The organism is Nonomuraea sp. 3-1Str (assembly GCF_031570565.1).
Classification (GTDB): domain Bacteria; phylum Actinomycetota; class Actinomycetes; order Streptosporangiales; family Streptosporangiaceae; genus Nonomuraea.
On the sequence record NZ_JALHBK010000022.1, the window covers coordinates 137,738 to 153,015 of the forward strand.

Below are 15,278 nucleotides of genomic sequence, written 5' to 3' on the forward strand. Positions count from 1 at the left end.
CACCATCAAACAGGAAAGGCCGCCCTGACCACGAATCCGCCGGTGTCGCCGCTCCCCGCGTGCAGCGTGCCGCCGCACGCGGCGGCGCGTTCCCGCATCCCGGCCAGGCCGTACCCGCCGGAGTGCCCGTTCGGCCCGCCGCCCCCGTCGGCGATCTCGATCTCCAGCCCCTGCTCGCCCCACCGCACCCGCACGTGGACGGCGGGAGTACCCGCGTGTTTGAGCACGTTGGTCAGGGCCTCCTGGACGATCCGGTAGGCGGCCGCCTCGACGCCACCGGTGATGGGCCGCGGATCGCCCTCGACGGTCAGCGTCGTCTCGAGGCCGGTGCGCTCGAGCAGTCCCGGCAGGCCGTCGAGGCGGGGTTCCACGAGGTCGCCGCCCGCTGAGCGCAGCGCGGCCAGCAGCCCGCGCAGCTCGACGAGCGCCCCCCTGCCGGTCTCGGCGATCGCCTCGAAGGCCGCCTCGGCCCGCGCCGGATCCAGTGGCCCCGCCTCGGCCTGCACGACCATGAGCCCGACGGAGTGGGTGACGATGTCGTGCATGTCGCGGGCGATGCGGGTGCGCTCGCCGGCCACCGCCGCGAGGTGCTCCTGCTCCAGCCTGCGGGCCCGTTCGGCCAGCTCGGCCAGGCGGGAGTGGCGGGCGCGGGCGCTGGTGCCCAGCGCGTAGGCGGCCACGAACGCGGTCCCGATCAGCCGGACGGTCTGGTCGTCCTCGGCGGGCAGGGCCAGCGAGACCCCCACCGTGGCGGCGACGATCGGGATGGCGGCCATCCGCACCCGCAACGGGCTGAGCTCGGCGACGGTGTACACGGCCACGAGCGGCCCGAACGGCAGAAACGGCTTCTCCCACATGACCATGACGGTCATCGCCGCGCCCACCAGCAGCCCCGTGGCCATCGGTGCCCGGCGCCGCCACCACACCGGCGCCGAGGCCAGGAAGCCCAGCGCCACGATCCACCAGGCGCGCGGCTCGGGCACCAGGAGGGGGCCCACGGTGGCCACGGTCACCGCACCCGTGATCGCGACTTCGGTCGTGCGCGACGACAGCACCGGCATCCGCCCACTATCCAGGAATTCCGGGACGCCGGGCATCGCTCTCAGGAGTGATCAGGCGAGTGAGCTCGCCCAGGCGGCCCCTGGACGGATCCCCGGTTCTGACACAGGGTCGAGAGTGAAGCAGACATCCCTTGAAGCGCCCGTACGGAGGATCATGTCCCACACGATCGCTGCCTTACTCCTGCTCTCTTCAAGCATCACCGGTGGCCTGGGGGCGGCCGGCCAGGCGCCCGTGGTCAGCACAGCGGCCGCTACGGGCCCGAATCTCCGCGCCTGCTTCGACGGCAGGTGCGAACTCACCCTTTCCAGGCCCGTGTCGTTCCGGGTCAGCTCCCGCTACGGCATCACCAGACTGTCCATCACCTTCACCAGGCAGGTCGTGCGGGTGAAGGGCACAGGACCAGGCGTGAGCTCACAGGCGACACTCGGCGCGGGAGCCTCCGGATCGGTCAACGGAATCGGCGTGCGCGTTGTCTCACTGACCGGTCGCAAGGCGGCGCTGCGCCTGTCCCCGGTCCGCTGACTCGCCACACAAAGTGGTACAGAAGCCAAGAATGGCGACGAAGATCGTCAAAATGCTATACAGGGGAAGATCGTCGGAAGCGCCGTGGCGGCGCCGACAGAGAGGGAGTCGCCTTGAACACTCTGCTTGCTCTGGAACCCCGTGAAGCAGGTACAAACGTGCCGGAGCCGACCGTCGGCTTCCTCGAGACCGTCATGGCGCAGGAGGGGCGGCTGCAGATCGACAGCACCTGGTCCCAGGCGGCCGACAGCACCTGGTCGTAGGCGACTGACGGCACCTGGCCCGCTGTCGAGGCCGTGCTGAACGTCCTGGGAGAAGAGGTCCGGCATGCTCTTCTGGTGTGATGGCGTCAATGTCTGAGGTGTCAGCGAGGGACTCCGAAGCCATCGAGAGAATCGTCGAAGAGCATGTCCGGACCGGCCATCGCATCCGTCTCGGACCGACGTGGCTGACGGTGCGTCCTGATGGTGTCCCGCTGCCCGACCATGGCTGGAAACTGCACGTCTCCTCCCGGTCGGCAACCTACTCGGAGCTGGTCGAGAAGCTCGTTCCGCTCCTTCTGGCCGAGGGCTGCGTGTTCAAGCTCGCACGCTCGCACCAGGTCCTCGACAGGCTGAACAACGGCTACAGCGCCCCGGCGAGCGTCGGGAAGGCGTTCACGATCTACCCGGACCAGCGGCGTGTCCGGGGGCTGGGCCTGGAGCTGGCCGAACTCCTGCGTGGTCATCCGGGGCCGCGGGTGCTCAGCGATCGGCGGGTGGACCAGGACTCCCCGGTGTACTACCGGTACGGCCCGTTCAGGAAGGCCGGCGACTCCGGCGCGCGGGGACGGTTCGCCGCCCGGATCGACGGGCCCGGCGGAGAGGAGTTCGAGGGGCGCGCCGGCCTGCACTACGAGCAGCCGGCCTGGGTCGTCGATCCGTTCACCGGCCTGCGCCCGGGTGAAGAGAGCGCTCCGGAGGAGCCGGCGGTTCTCGGCCACCACTACCGGGTCGTCGAGGGAATCTTCGAATCCGCGCGGGGCAACGTCTATCGAGCCGTCGATCAGCGCGACGGGACGTACGTCGTCATCAAGCAGGCCCGCGCCCTGGTGGACGAGACCGCCACCTCGGGCGACATCCGCATGCGGCTGCGCAACGAACGCCGGGTCCTGCAGGCGCTCAAGGACTGCCCCGGTGTCCCGCGATTCCTGGATCACTTCCGGCACGGACAGGACGAGTTCCTGGTGACGTCCGACGCCGGCCCGGTCAACCTCGCCGAGGACGTCGCCCGGAACGGTCCGTACCCGATCGACGCGCATCCCGGCGCCCGAGATCGGCGTCGCCTCGAAACGCTCGCCCGACGACTCGCGCGGATCCTCCTCGATCTTCATGCGCGCGGCGTCGTCATGCGCGACCTCGCACCGAAGAACGTGGTGATCGACGGTGACCGGGTCAGCGTCGTCGACTTCGGCGTGGCCGGCTACGACGGCCTGCACCTCCCCGGAGGGACGCATGGCTATGCGCCGGCGCGGCAGCGGCGCGACGAGCCGCCACGAGACACCGACGACCTGCACGCCCTCGCCATGACGCTGCTGTTCGCGACGTGGCACATGCGGCCGGTCACGCCGGAGGACGACTCCGATCTGCCCCGCGAGCACGCACTCCAGGCCATCCGGTCCGCCCACGGCGAGGAGCCGGCCGGAGTGATCGGCGTCATCGCGGACCTGCTCGGCGACGAGCACACCGCCCGGACCGCACTGCGGCGGCTCGCGGCCGGGGAGCTCCCGATCCCGCGGACCGCCGAGAGCCCACCCACCACCGAGAGCCCGCGCACCGCCGAGGTCTCGGGCACCACGCGGACAAGGATCCGGACGAGGACGGAGCCGTCTCGCTGATGACCGGGCCGGCCGGAATCCCGGGCTTCTTCCGCCGCCTCGCCCGGCAGGGCGGCCGGACGCCCCTTCCCCTGCCCGTCGCGACGTGATGATCCGCCCCGGTTCCGGCCAAGGAGACACTGTGCACGCTCCCGACCTCCGTACTTCTGGACGTCTCGCGGAAGATGAGCCGCGCGACCAGGAGGATCGCCTCGGTCCTCGCACCGGCGACGCGATCGGGGACATGCTGCGCGACGCCTACCGGGCATCTCTGACCTCGGACGCCGCCCCGGTCCTCCAGATCGTGGAACGCGACGACGGCCTGGTGAAGTCCCTTCCCGTCGCGCCCTGGCTCGCGCCGATCGAGCAGTGGCCGGCCGAGCAACGCCGGGCATTGGATCTGCTCCAGGGAAAGGTCCTGGACATCGGCGCCGGCGGCGGACGAGCCGCGCGCGCGTTGCTCGACCGGGGCCACGCCGTCACCGCGATCGACATCTCCCCTGGCGCGCTCGAGGTGTGCAGGCAGCAAGGGATCCGGTCAGCCGTTCTCGGCACGGTCGACGAACACGCCGCGACGGGGGCGCGTTACGACAGCTTCCTGCTCCTGGGCGCCAACCTGGGCCTGCTGGAAAGCCGCGAGCGCGCACCGCGGTTCCTGCGGGCTCTGGCCGCGATGGCCGCACCCGGCGCCGTGATCGTCGGCCAGGGCAACAACAGGACCGATTGCGACGATCCACAGCATCTGCCCTACAACGAACGGAACCTGCGGGCCGGCCGCATCGCCGGACAACGGACCATGCGGATCCGCTATCGCGACGTGGCGACACCCTGGTTCCACTACCTGTGCCTGGCACCACGTGAGCTCGCCGACCTGGCCTCCGGCACGGGCTGGGAACTCACCGACGCCACCTATGACGAGAACTCGACGGTCGACTACATCGCCACCCTCCGCCGAGTGGGCTGACCGGCGGGATGTGGCGCCCCGCCGGTCAGCCTCGTTCGGTCAGCCGCGTTTCACGGGGTGGGGGCGAGCACCTTCGGCTCTTCCGCCTTCGGCTCGGCCGGGCGGCGCCGCATCCGCTCCTTGGCCCGCTCGACCATCACGTACAGCGTCGGCACGAGCACCAGCGTCAGGAGCGTGCTGGTGATCAGGCCGCCGATGACCACGATCGCCAGCGGCTGCGAGATGAATCCGCCCGATCCCGTCACGCCCAGCGCCATCGGCGTCAGCGCGCAGATCGTGGCCACCGCCGTCATGAGGATCGGCCGCAGGCGGCGCCGGCCGCCCTCGATGACCGCCTCGACGATGCCCAGGCCCTGATCGCGGTACTGGTTGATGAGGTCGATGAGCACGATCGCGTTGGTCACCACGATGCCGATGAGCATCAGCATGCCGATCAGCGCCGGCACGCCCATCGCGGTGCCGGTGGCCACCAGCAGGCCGACGGCGCCGGTCGCGGCGAACGGGATCGACACCAGCAGGATGAGCGGCTGGGCGAAGCTGCGGAACGTCGCCACCATGATCAGGAAGACGATCGCGATGGCCGCCAGCATCGCCATGCCCAGGTCGGAGAACGCCTCCTGCTGATCGGCAGACGCGCCACCGATCTCGTACGTGGCGCCGCCGGACAGGTTCAGCTTCTTCAGGCGGGTGTCCAGCGTCTGTGTGAGGCTGCCCAGGTCGCTGCTCGTGGTCTTGGCGGACACGGTCGCCGAGCGGTCACCGTCGATGCGGGTGACCTGCGTGGGCCCGGCCACCTGCTCCACCTCGGCCACCGACGACAGCTTGACCAGGCCGGCGGCGGTGGGCAGCTTCAGGTTCTCGATCGCCTTGACGTCGTCGGGAGCGTCGCCGGTGCGCAGCACCAGGTCGCTGGCCCGTCCGTCGAGCGTGAGCTGGCCGAGGGGGGCGCCGCGGAAGGCCTGCGCCACGCTCTGGCCGATCTGCGCCTCCGTCAGGCCCTTGGCCGCGGCCTTCTCACGGTCCACCCGCACGTCCACGCGGGGCGCGCTGGCCTCCAGGTTGGAGGTGATGTCCCGCAGTCCGGTCACCTCGCCCATGGCCGCCTTGACCTGGTCGGCCGCCGAGCGCAGCGCCGCGCTGTCGGGCGCCTGCACGATCACGTCCACCGTGTCGGAGGAGAAGCCGCCGCCCGAGCCGCCGACGCGCACCTCGCCGACGTCCTTCATGCCGGCCAGCCGATCGCGCAGCGCCTGCTCCACCTTGGGGGTGTCGGCGTTCTCGGCCAGGGTCAGGGAGTACGAGGCCCGGTCCGCGCCGGCGCCCCCGCCGAAGCCGCCCTGCAGCGCGTTGCCGCCGCCCACCGTCACCTGGTACGACTCGACGCCGTCCAGGCCGGTCAGCACGCCCTCGACCTTCTTGGCCGCCGCGTCGGTGGTGGCCAGGTCGGTGCCGACGGGCATCCGCTGGGTCACCGACACCGTGTTCTGGCCGGAGGAGTCGAGGAAGTTCGTCTCCAGCCGGCTCGTCAGGCCCATCGTGCCGATGAACACCGCCACCCCGACGAGCACGGTCACCAGCTTGTAGCGCGTCGCGAACCGCAGCACCGGCAGGTAGGCGCGCTGCAGCGGGCTGCGCAGCTCCTTGGCCTCGGCCTCCTCACGCTGGGCGCGCGCCTGCTCGGGTGTCAGGTCGGGGGCCTTGAGGAACCAGTACGCCAGCACCGGGATCACCGTCAGCGACACCAGCAGCGAGGCGAGCAGCGCCACCGCCACCGTGATCGCGAACGGCCCGAACAGCTCGCCGACCATGCCGCCGACCACCGCGATCGGCGCGAACACCGCCACCGTCGTCAGCGTCGAGGCCGTCACCGCGCCCGACACTTCCCGGACCGCCGACAGGATCGCCCGCAGCTTGGGCTCGCCGTAGCCGAGGTGGCGCTTGATGTTCTCCAGGACGACGATCGAGTCGTCCACCACCCGGCCGACCGCGATGGTCAGCGCGCCGAGCGTGAGCATGTTCAGCGAGTAGTCGCCGGCCCACAACGCGATCAGCGCGATGATCACCGACAGCGGGATCGACACCGCGGTCACCAGCGTGGACCGGATCGACAGCAGGAACACCAGGATGACCAGCACCGCGAACGCCAGGCCGAGCAGGCCCTCGGTGGTGAGGTTCTCGATCGACTCCTGCACGTACGGCGCCTGGTCGAAGACCACCTCGACCGCCGTGTCGGAGGAGTCGCCGAGGGCTTTGGTCAGGTCGGGCAGCTTCTCGCGTACGTCGCCCGAGATGCTCACCGCGTTGCCGTCGGGCGTCATCGTCACCGACACGCCGAGGCTGGTCTTGCCGTCGGTACGGGTGATCGAGGTCGGCTCGGCCAGGCCCCGCTCCACGGTGGCGACGTCACCCAGCTTGACCGGCTTCAACGCCTTGACCACCGGCTGAGCCTGCGCCGTCTGCGGCCGGCCCGACTGCGGCTGCCCGCTCTGGGGCTGGCCGGCCTGGGGCTGGCCCGCGCTCTGCGGCTGGCCGCTCTGGGGGCGGCTCGCCTGCGGCTGCGCGGTGGAGGGGGCCTGCGGCTGGGCGGGCGTCAGGTAGAGGGCCTTCAGCTTCGCCACCGAGTCGACCCGGGCGCCCACCTGTACGGTCAGCGACCTGCCGTCCGAGGTGAGCGTCCCGGCCGGGACCGGCGTGCCGTTGGCCCTCAGCACCTCGGGGATCTGCGTGGCCGACACCCCGGCCTTCGCCATCTTGCCCAGGTCCGGGGTGATCGTCACGACCTCGTCCCGGGTGCCCGTGACCGTCGCCTCCCGTACACCCTTGATGCCCTGCAACTCCGGCAGCATGACCTGGCGCAGCTTGTCCGCCATCGCCCGTGAGTCGCCGCCGTCGCCCACCGCCAGCACCATCACCGGGATGTCGTCGGTGTTCCCGGCCCCGACCTGCGGCTCGACCCCGGACGGCAACTGGGGCTGCACCCGGCTGACAGCCTGCTGCATCTTGTTCAACGACGCCTCGATGTCCGTGCCGAAGGCGAAGGCGACCTGGATCTGCGCCAGGCCCTCCTTCGACGTCGAGGTCATCTGCTCCATGCCGTCGAGTCCCTGGAAGGCGTCCTCCAGGGGCTGGGTGACCTGGTCCTCCACGATCTCCGGGGACGCCCCGGGATAGGAGGCGATCACGAAGGCGCCGGGGAAGGCCAAGGACGGCAGCAACTGCTGTTTCAACTGCGGAATCGTGAACGCGCCGAATGCGCTGAGCACGACCGCGACCAGGATGACAAGCGTGCGGTTGGCGAGGCTCAACCGGGCGAGTGCGGTCATGAGGGGTCCCTCCAAGTGTTCGCCCCGAGACTAACACTTCGCCCCATACGAATATTTAGGACAAGGCGAGCTTCCTGATAAGCTTCTCAGGAAGCGAAGAGGTGAGAGTGGACGACGAACGCGAAGACCTGATCCGCCGGATCACGGAGACCCAGCGGGGCCTCGGGCGGGCCTTCGCCCGGCACCCGTCTCCCCTGTTCAGCTCCAACCTGACGATGCGCCAGCTCAAGGTCGTCATGGTCCTGGCCCTCCACGGCTCCGCCTCGGGCCAGGAGCTCGCCCACGACCTCGGCGTCGGCCTCGGCACGGTCACCGGCATCGTCGACCGCCTCGTCGCCCAGGGACTGGTCAGCCGGCACGAGGACCCCCACGACCGGCGCGTGCGCCGGGTCGAGCTGACCGCCGAGGGCACCGACCTCATCGGGCGCATCCAGGACGCCGGCATGCAGCACTACCGGCGGGTCATGGAGCACCTCGACACCGGCACGCTGCGCACCCTCGACACGATCGTCCGCCGCATCAGGGACATCGCGGAAGACCTGGAGAAGGAAGAGACCTCGCGCGGCTGAGTCGACCATCTGGCTGAGCCGTGGACGGCGCCGCACCCGACTCCTACGGCTGTCGCAGGGCCGTCAAAGGCGCAGCCCGAGGGGCGCCGCTCCCACGAGGCCGCCGTCGATGACGAGGTCCTGACCGGTGATGTACGACGCGTCGTCCGAGGCCAGGAAGGCGACGGCAGCGGCGACATCGTCCGGGTGGCCGAGCGAGCCGAGCGGCACCTCCGCCAAGATGCGGCTCTCCGCGCCGGGGTCGATCGCGGACCGGTACATCTCGGTCTCGATGTAGCCGGGGCTGACGGAGTTGACGCGGATGCCGCGGGGCGCGAGGTCGGTGCCGAGCGTGCGGGCGAGATTGTGCACGGCCGCCTTGCTGGCGGCGTAGATCGAGGCCACCGGGAGGCCGCGGTGCAGGGTCCAGGAGGCGTTGATGACGACAGCGCCTCCGTCGCCCATCAGCGGCAGCGCCTTCTGGATCGTGAAGAACACTCCCTTGAAGTTGATGTCGACGGTGTGGTCGAAGTCCTCCGGGGTGAACTCCGGCCTGAAGTCCGCGATTCCGGCATTGGCGAAGACCGCGTGGAGGGCGCCGCGCCAGGTCTCGATGCGTCGCACGAGGAGAGCGAGGTCGGCGTCGACGCTGACGTCCGCGCGGACGGGCAGGACCCGCTCGGAGCCCAGGCGTTCTGCCGCGATGTCGAGACGGGCCTGGTCGCGGCCGGTGATGACGACGTACGCGCCCTCGTCGAGGAGCCTGCGCGCGGTCGCGAAGCCGATGCCGCTGGTGCCGCCGGTGATCAAGACTGTTCTGTTCGTGAATCGCTTCATGCCGACGATCCTCGAACGGCGCGAGCCTACGCGGCAGTGTTGGCTGAACCTGGGTCTGACACCACCATCAGGCGCTCCAGCAGAGCCGTCGTTCCCGTCCCGGGTGCGGGGGTGTGCAGCGACAGGCGGTGGCCCGGCAGCTCGGGCAGCGGCAGGGTGATGGCCTCGAAGGTCAGCGTCCCCAGACCGGGAATCTCCAGGGCCTTGGTGCCGTGGGTGGGGCCGCCCACGGGGAGTTCCGCCCAGATCTCGGCGAAGGCGGGGCTCGCGGCGCACATGTCCGAGGCCAGGCGGCCGAACTCGGGGTCGTCCGGGTAGCGGGCGGCGTCCGCCCGGAACAGGCCGATCATCGCTCGCGCCGTGTCGTGCCAGTCCACGACTGCCGCCCGGTAGCGGGCGTTGGTGAAGAAGCTGACCAGGCAGTTGTGGTCGTACTCGTTGCACTGGAACACGACCTCCGCCGCGCGGTTGACCGCGAGGACGTTCCAGTGCCGGTCGATGACGTACGCGGGCCGCGGCAGCCAGCCCTCCAGCAGTCGCCGCACGGCATCGGGGACCCGGCCATCGGACGGGGCCGCCTGCGGCGGATTGAGGCCGGCGAGGAGGTACAGGTGCTCGCGCTCGGTGGGCTCCAGGCGCAGCACCCTGGCGATGGCGTCCAGGACGTCGGCGGAGACGTTGATGTCGCGTCCCTGCTCCAGCCAGGTGTACCAGGACACTCCTATGCCGGCGAGCACCGCCACCTCCTCCCGCCGCAGCCCGGGCGTACGGCGGCCCTCGCCTGCCGGCATGCCCACGTCAGCGGGCGTCACCCGGTCTCGCCGCGACCGGAGGAACGCACGCAACTCGGCACTGCGCCGCTGCCGCGCAGCTGTGGAGAGCCGGGAGATGTCCATGAGGTCATGCTAGTGACAGACCTCGTCCGGACAGCGCGCCGAGGCGTGCCGCTGCCCGGGGGTGCCGGTGACCGGCCGGGCCGTCTCGCGTGCGAGAGCGCTGTGCCCGCAGCGTCTCTCCGGACGGAGTTCGGACGACGGCCCGGCGCCTTTACAAAGTAGATTTCAGCGGTCGAGCCGGGACAGCACCTCCGGCAGATCGCCCTCGTGGACGACCGTCAGCCGGCGCGTCGCCCGCGTCACCGCCACGTACAGGTCCTGGCCGCCCTTCGGCGACTGCGCCAGGATCCCCGCCGGGTCCACCACCACGACCGCGTCGAACTCCAGCCCCTTGGACCGGGTCACGGTCAGCGCCACCACCGCCTCCTCCAGGTCGTCGCCCGGGAACAGCGCCGCCACCCGCGCGTGCAGGGCGTCCGGGCAGATGACGCCCGCCCGGCCCTCGCCGATCGCGGCCAGCTCCTCCGCCACCAGCCGGGGCAGCTCGGCGATCCCGCACCGCACCGCCCGCGGCTCGTCGCCGCCCTCGCGCACCGACTCGGGCGGCTCCTCCCCCGGCGCCACGGAGCGCAGCACGTCGGCCGCCACGCGCATGATCTCCACGGGCGTCCGGTAGTTGACGAGCAGCCGCTCCTCCCGCCAGCGGCCCTTCAGGTGCGGGTCCAGCACCCCGGCCCAGGAGGCGGCGCCCGCCGCCGAGCCGGTCTGCGCGATGTCGCCCACGATCGTCAGCGACTTGGCCGGGACCCGCCGCATCACCATCCGCCAGGCCATCGCCGACAGCTCCTGCGCCTCGTCCACGATCACGTGCCCGTAGGCCCAGGAGCGGTCGGCCACCGCCCGCTCGGCCGTGGTCAGCTCCTCGCCGCCGTCCGCGTGCCGGCCGGCGAGCACGTCGGCCCGGCCGAAGACGCCCTCCTCCAGCAGGCCCGTGGACTCCAGCACCTCGCGGGCGTACAGCTCCTGCCCCTCCCACTCCGCGCCGGCGGCACGGGCGGCGGCACGGGCCGCGGAGTCGTCCTCGCCGAGCAGCTCGGCGGCCTCGTCCAGCAGCGGTACGTCGCCGACCGTCCACGGCGCGTCCGCCGGCCGTACGAGCAGGGGCCAGTCCACCCCCGACGGGCACACCTCCCACAGCGTGTCGGAGGAGGACAGCAGCTCGGAGATCAGCCGCTGGGGCGTCAGCTCCGGCCAGAGCCCGTCGATCGCCTCGCGCACCGGCGGCTCCTGCCACAGCCGCCGGGCGGCCAGCTCCACGTCCAGCTCGTCCAGGTCGCCCTCCAGGTCGAGCGGCTCGGCCAGCTCCGGGTCCTCCAGCTCCATCTCGGGCAGGCGCAGCGACTCCTCCACCGCCCGCGCCTCGGCCCGCGCGAGCTCCTTGAGCAGCTCGGTGACGAACAGCTTGCGCGCCATGTTGTGCCGCAGCCGCACCGCGCGCGCCCGGTCGCGCAGCCGCAGGCACGTCTCGTGCGGCACTCGCAGCGTCAGCCCGTCGAGGCGCACCTCCAGGTCGCCGCGAGGAACGCGCTGGCGGGCGCGCACCGCCGCCTCCACCACCTCGGCCATCCGCGCGTCGCCCTTGACCACGGCCACCTCCGGGTCGTCGGCCGCCACCGCCCGCACGCCGGGGAACAGCTCGCCCAGCGTCGCCATCACCACCTGCGTCTCGCCCAGCGACGGCAGCACCTGGCCGATGTAGCGCAGGAACATCGCGTTCGGCCCGATCACCAGCACGCCGCGCCGCTCCAGCGTGTCGCGGTGGGTGTAGAGCAGGTACGCGGCCCGGTGCAGCGCCGCGACGGTCTTGCCGGTGCCGGGACCGCCCTGCACCACCAGCGCGCCCTGCAGCGTCGAGCGGATCACCCGGTCCTGCTCGGTCTGGATCGTGGCCACCACGTCGCCCATCCGGCCCGTGCGCCCCCGCCGCAGGGCCGCCAGCAGCGCCGCCTCGCCGACCAGCGTGCGCCGGTCGCCGTCGCTCATCTGCTCCAGGTCGAACACCTCGTCGTCCAGGCCCACGACCGTACGGTCCTTGAGATGCAGGTGGCGGCGGCGCAGCAGCCCGTCGGGGTCGCCGGCCGTGGCCACGTAGAAGGGGCGGGCGGCCGGGGCCCGCCAGTCGATCAGCACCGACTCGTGCTCGGCGTCGCGAAGCCCGATCCGGCCCACGTACAGGCTCCGGCCGGACACGTCGTCGATCCGGCCGAAGCACAGGCCGCGCTCCACGGCCCGCAGCCTGGCCAGCCGCCGCGTCTGCTCGGCGGCCGCCACCTCACGCTCCACCCGCGCCTGCCGGGTGCCGCCGGCCCCGCCGCCCAGGTGCGCCGTCCGCAGCGCCGCCTCGGCCCGGGCACGGGCCTCGTCGAGGTGGCCGTAGAGCGCCGAAACAGTCACCTGTTCCTTGTCAAGGGCTTCCGCAAGAGCATCTTGACGCTTACTCATGCCGTGGTATACTCCTATCGGGAGGTCTGTGAAGCGCAGCTCATTCTGTGTCGAGCATGCGAGCTTAACCCTCCCGTCGAGCCCGCCGCAACCACGCAGGTCCGCGGCGCCCGCGACCTTCACGGCGCGTTGAGCGGTTCCAGGTCCCTTGCCCGGAGCGCGCGCTTGACCGTGGTCATCGGCGGGTGGAGTCGCGCAGGACCAGGCGCCACTCGATCGGGCCGGTCTCATCCGCCGCTTCCTCGCCCAGGACCAGTTGCGCGCAGCGAGCTCCCTGGGCGCGCAGGTTCTGCGCGACGGTCGTCAGCCCGGCGGCGGCGGCCGCGTCGGTGTCGTCCCAGCCGGTGACGGCGAGGTCGCCGGGGACGGCGAGACCGGCACGAGCGGCCGCCCGCATCAGGCCCAGGGCGAGCTCGTCGCTCATGGCCATGACCGCGTCCGGGGCGTCCGGCCCCGCGAGGAGCGCGGTGGCCAGGGAGTCCGCCTCGCACGCGCTGTTGCGTGCGCACACCGCGACTCGCACCTGCGGCCATCGGCCGCCGGTTGCCTCCCAGGCGTCCCGGACTCCGCGCAGGCGCTCACGAGTCACACGGAAAGTGGCCTCGGCCGGATCCAGCCCGTTGCGCACCCCGGTCGTCCGGGCGCGATCGAGCGGGAAGCTGAGCACCATCGGCCGCCGGGCGCCGGCGAGGGCCTCGGCGGCGACGGCGCGGGCCGCTGCCCTGTCGTCGATGGCCACGAACGGCACGTCCCGGTGCTGTGGTCCGCCGTGCACGACGGCGGGCAGACCGGTGACGGCCACCGCCGGCAGCACGGGGTCGTCGTCGCTGGTCGTCCAGACGACGAAACCGTCCACCGCGGCCTCGGCGACCCGGTCGGCATCGGAGGGCGCCCCGGTGATGGGCACGATCGTGAGCCCCAGGCCGTGACCGGCGCACACCTCGGCGACGCCGGCCAGGAACCGGGTGGCCTGAGGATCCTCGAAGGCGTACGTCAGGTGCTCGCCCAGCACCACCCCGAGACTGCCGGTCCGTCCCCTGCGCAGCGAGCGGGCCCCCGGATGAGGGCCGGGGTATCCCAGTCGTGTGGCGGCCTCGCGCACCCTGGCCCGGGTGCGTTCGGAGACGCGATCAGGCTGGGCGTAGGTGTAGGAGACGGTCATCACCGACACCTTCGCCGCGCGAGCCACCTCCGCCATGGTCGGCCGGGGCCGAGAAGGGTCTTTGGCCATGCCTCACCCTATCTTGTGTATCGTTACACTCCATGTGTAACGATACACAAACGAGCATCCGTCATGGTCACACCCGGGCCTGGGTGCCGTACGCGGGATTCACTGTCTTCGGTGCGTTCTGGGGCGTGTGGGGCGCGTCCGTCCCCGCCATCCGCGACCAGGCCGGGCTGACCGATGGCCAGCTCGGCACCGCGCTGCTGTTCATCGCCGCCGGTGCCCTGCCCGCCATGCCTCTCGCGGGCCGGGCCGTGGACCGGTGGGGGCAGCGCGTCACGGCGATCACCCTGACGTCGCTCGGGATCGCCGGCGTCGCCGTGGCCGTCACCGCTCGCGACCTGCCGGCCCTGTCCGTAGGACTGGCGGTTCTCGGCGCGTCGTCCGGCGCCGCGGACGTGACCATCAACGCGGCGGCCGGCTCCGCCGAACGGGCCAACGGCCGTCCAGTCATCACCCGGGCGCACGGCTTCTTCTCCTTGGCCGTGGTCGCGGCCAGCCTCGTCACCGGCCTGCTGAACGCCGCCGGCCTGCCCGTGGTCGTGCCGTACTTGCTGGTCGTGCTCGCCGCCGGCGCTGTGAGCGCCGCCATCGGCACCGGCGATCGCCCGCAGGCCGATCCCGGCCGCCACGATCACGCCCGCACCTCAGCCGCGCACAGCCGGCCGGGTCTGCGCGCTCATCTGCCGCTCCTGCTCGTCGCGGGCGCACTGGGGGCGCTCGGGTTCGCCGTGGAGAACGCTCACCAGAGCTGGAGCGCCGTCTACCTCGCCGATACCGTGCGCGCCGGACCCGCGCTGGTCGGCACCGGGCCCGCGGTCTTCGCACTTGCCGTCTCGCTCACCCGCTTCGCGATCAGCGCGGTGAAGGCCCGTCGTGCCTGGATCGTTCTCACCGCCGGCGCGGTGATCTCCGCGGCGGGGACGTCCCTGCTGGCCCTCACCGCGTCTCTCCCTCTGGCTCTGCTCGGGCTGGCCCTGGCCGCCGTCGGCACCGCCGTGCTCTTCCCCACCGTGCTCGGCCTCGCCACCGCCAACGTCCCCGCCGCCACCCGCGGTGCCGCCACCTCGGTCGTGTCCACCATGGCCTATCTCGGCTACCTCGCCGGGCCGGTGTACGTGGGGCACTGGGCGCAGACGACCGGGCTGCCGGGCGCCATGCTGGCCGTGGCGGCACTCTCCACGGCCTTGGCGCTGCTGGCGTGGCCCGCGCTCAGAGCCGTCGTCCCCTCCCGGGACAGCACCGAGGTGAGCTCGAAAGCCGCCAGTACTTGATCTTGTTGCCGCCGGAAGCCCTGACCCGGCAGTGCGGGGCATGGGCCTTGATCTGGCGGGCCGGCGCGAGCGCGGCCTCGACCTCGCCCCACGCCGCATCCGGGTCAACGCGGACGGCGCCCCGGGTGCGTCAGGGGGACTTGTGCCGCTGGTAGTAGCGGGCGACGCGGGCGCGGTTGCCGCAGCGGGCGGCCGAGCACCACCGGCGGCGGGGGTGCGCGGGCAGGAAGAGCATGACGCAGTCGTCGGCCTCGCACTCGCGGACGCGCCCGGCCGCCGGGTCCGCCAGCAGGTCGGCGGCGGCCTCCGCGTGGCTCGCGGAGGCCGCCG

Annotated in this window: 12 protein-coding genes; 5 read left to right on the forward strand and 7 right to left on the reverse strand. The window is 72.0% G+C overall.

Translation table 11 applies throughout. The features are described 5' to 3' along the window. Positions 1-5: 5 nt before the first annotated feature. On the reverse strand, positions 6-1,061 hold the full coding sequence (locus MTP10_RS29700; protein WP_310713224.1) for a histidine kinase: 1,056 nt from the start codon (positions 1,059-1,061) through the stop codon (positions 6-8). A 154-nt stretch (positions 1,062-1,215) separates the two neighbouring features. On the opposite strand from MTP10_RS29700, the gene MTP10_RS29705 reads away from it, so the two are divergent. From MTP10_RS29705 to MTP10_RS29715, 3 genes are all read left to right on the forward strand, one after another. Further along, on the forward strand, positions 1,216-1,584 hold the full coding sequence (locus MTP10_RS29705; protein WP_310713225.1) for a hypothetical protein: 369 nt from the start codon (positions 1,216-1,218) through the stop codon (positions 1,582-1,584). Between the two features lie 454 nt (positions 1,585-2,038). Beyond that, positions 2,039-3,460 (forward strand): protein kinase domain-containing protein, encoded by a 1,422-nt coding sequence (locus MTP10_RS29710; RefSeq protein ID WP_310713226.1) that lies wholly within the window; start codon positions 2,039-2,041, stop codon positions 3,458-3,460. A gap of 121 nt (positions 3,461-3,581) precedes the next feature. Further along, on the forward strand, positions 3,582-4,403 hold the full coding sequence (locus tag MTP10_RS29715) for a methyltransferase domain-containing protein (protein WP_310713227.1): 822 nt from the start codon (positions 3,582-3,584) through the stop codon (positions 4,401-4,403). Between the two features lie 50 nt (positions 4,404-4,453). Here MTP10_RS29715 and MTP10_RS29720 read toward each other — a convergent pair whose 3' ends face one another. Continuing rightward, positions 4,454-7,726, reverse strand: coding sequence for an efflux RND transporter permease subunit (locus MTP10_RS29720; protein ID WP_310713228.1), 3,273 nt, complete (start codon positions 7,724-7,726; stop codon positions 4,454-4,456). A 107-nt stretch (positions 7,727-7,833) separates the two neighbouring features. Between MTP10_RS29720 and MTP10_RS29725 the strand changes: the two genes are divergently transcribed. Further along, positions 7,834-8,295, forward strand: coding sequence for a MarR family transcriptional regulator (locus MTP10_RS29725; RefSeq protein WP_310713229.1), 462 nt, complete (start codon positions 7,834-7,836; stop codon positions 8,293-8,295). Between the two features lie 63 nt (positions 8,296-8,358). Here the strand turns inward: MTP10_RS29725 and MTP10_RS29730 are convergent, their stop codons facing one another. From MTP10_RS29730 to MTP10_RS29745, 4 genes are all read right to left on the reverse strand, one after another. Then, positions 8,359-9,111, reverse strand: a complete 753-nt coding sequence (locus tag MTP10_RS29730; protein ID WP_310713230.1) for an SDR family oxidoreductase — start codon at positions 9,109-9,111, stop codon at positions 8,359-8,361. A gap of 26 nt (positions 9,112-9,137) precedes the next feature. Beyond that, positions 9,138-10,007, reverse strand: coding sequence for a helix-turn-helix transcriptional regulator (locus tag MTP10_RS29735; protein ID WP_310713231.1), 870 nt, complete (start codon positions 10,005-10,007; stop codon positions 9,138-9,140). 165 nt (positions 10,008-10,172) lie between these two features. After that, positions 10,173-12,449, reverse strand: coding sequence for an ATP-binding domain-containing protein (locus MTP10_RS29740; protein WP_310713232.1), 2,277 nt, complete (start codon positions 12,447-12,449; stop codon positions 10,173-10,175). A 175-nt stretch (positions 12,450-12,624) separates the two neighbouring features. Next, positions 12,625-13,680: a LacI family DNA-binding transcriptional regulator gene (locus MTP10_RS29745; RefSeq protein ID WP_310713233.1), complete on the reverse strand. Its 1,056-nt coding sequence runs from the start codon at positions 13,678-13,680 to the stop codon at positions 12,625-12,627. An 83-nt stretch (positions 13,681-13,763) separates the two neighbouring features. On the opposite strand from MTP10_RS29745, the gene MTP10_RS29750 reads away from it, so the two are divergent. Beyond that, positions 13,764-14,948, forward strand: coding sequence for an MFS transporter (locus tag MTP10_RS29750; RefSeq protein WP_310713234.1), 1,185 nt, complete (start codon positions 13,764-13,766; stop codon positions 14,946-14,948). Between the two features lie 130 nt (positions 14,949-15,078). Here MTP10_RS29750 and MTP10_RS29755 read toward each other — a convergent pair. Then, positions 15,079-15,278, reverse strand: a 200-nt coding sequence (locus tag MTP10_RS29755; RefSeq protein ID WP_310713235.1) for a CGNR zinc finger domain-containing protein, incomplete at its 5' end; no start/stop codon positions are given.

Coding starts and splice junctions, on each gene's coding strand:
- MTP10_RS29700 (WP_310713224.1), bottom strand. CDS start 1,061: ATGCCGGTGCTGTCGTCGCGCACGACCGAAGTCGCGATCACGGGTGCG.
- MTP10_RS29705 (WP_310713225.1), top strand. CDS start 1,216: ATGTCCCACACGATCGCTGCCTTACTCCTGCTCTCTTCAAGCATCACC.
- MTP10_RS29720 (WP_310713228.1), bottom strand. CDS start 7,726: ATGACCGCACTCGCCCGGTTGAGCCTCGCCAACCGCACGCTTGTCATC.
- MTP10_RS29730 (WP_310713230.1), bottom strand. CDS start 9,111: ATGAAGCGATTCACGAACAGAACAGTCTTGATCACCGGCGGCACCAGC.
- MTP10_RS29735 (WP_310713231.1), bottom strand. CDS start 10,007: ATGGACATCTCCCGGCTCTCCACAGCTGCGCGGCAGCGGCGCAGTGCC.
- MTP10_RS29740 (WP_310713232.1), bottom strand. CDS start 12,449: ATGAGTAAGCGTCAAGATGCTCTTGCGGAAGCCCTTGACAAGGAACAG.
- MTP10_RS29745 (WP_310713233.1), bottom strand. CDS start 13,680: ATGGCCAAAGACCCTTCTCGGCCCCGGCCGACCATGGCGGAGGTGGCT.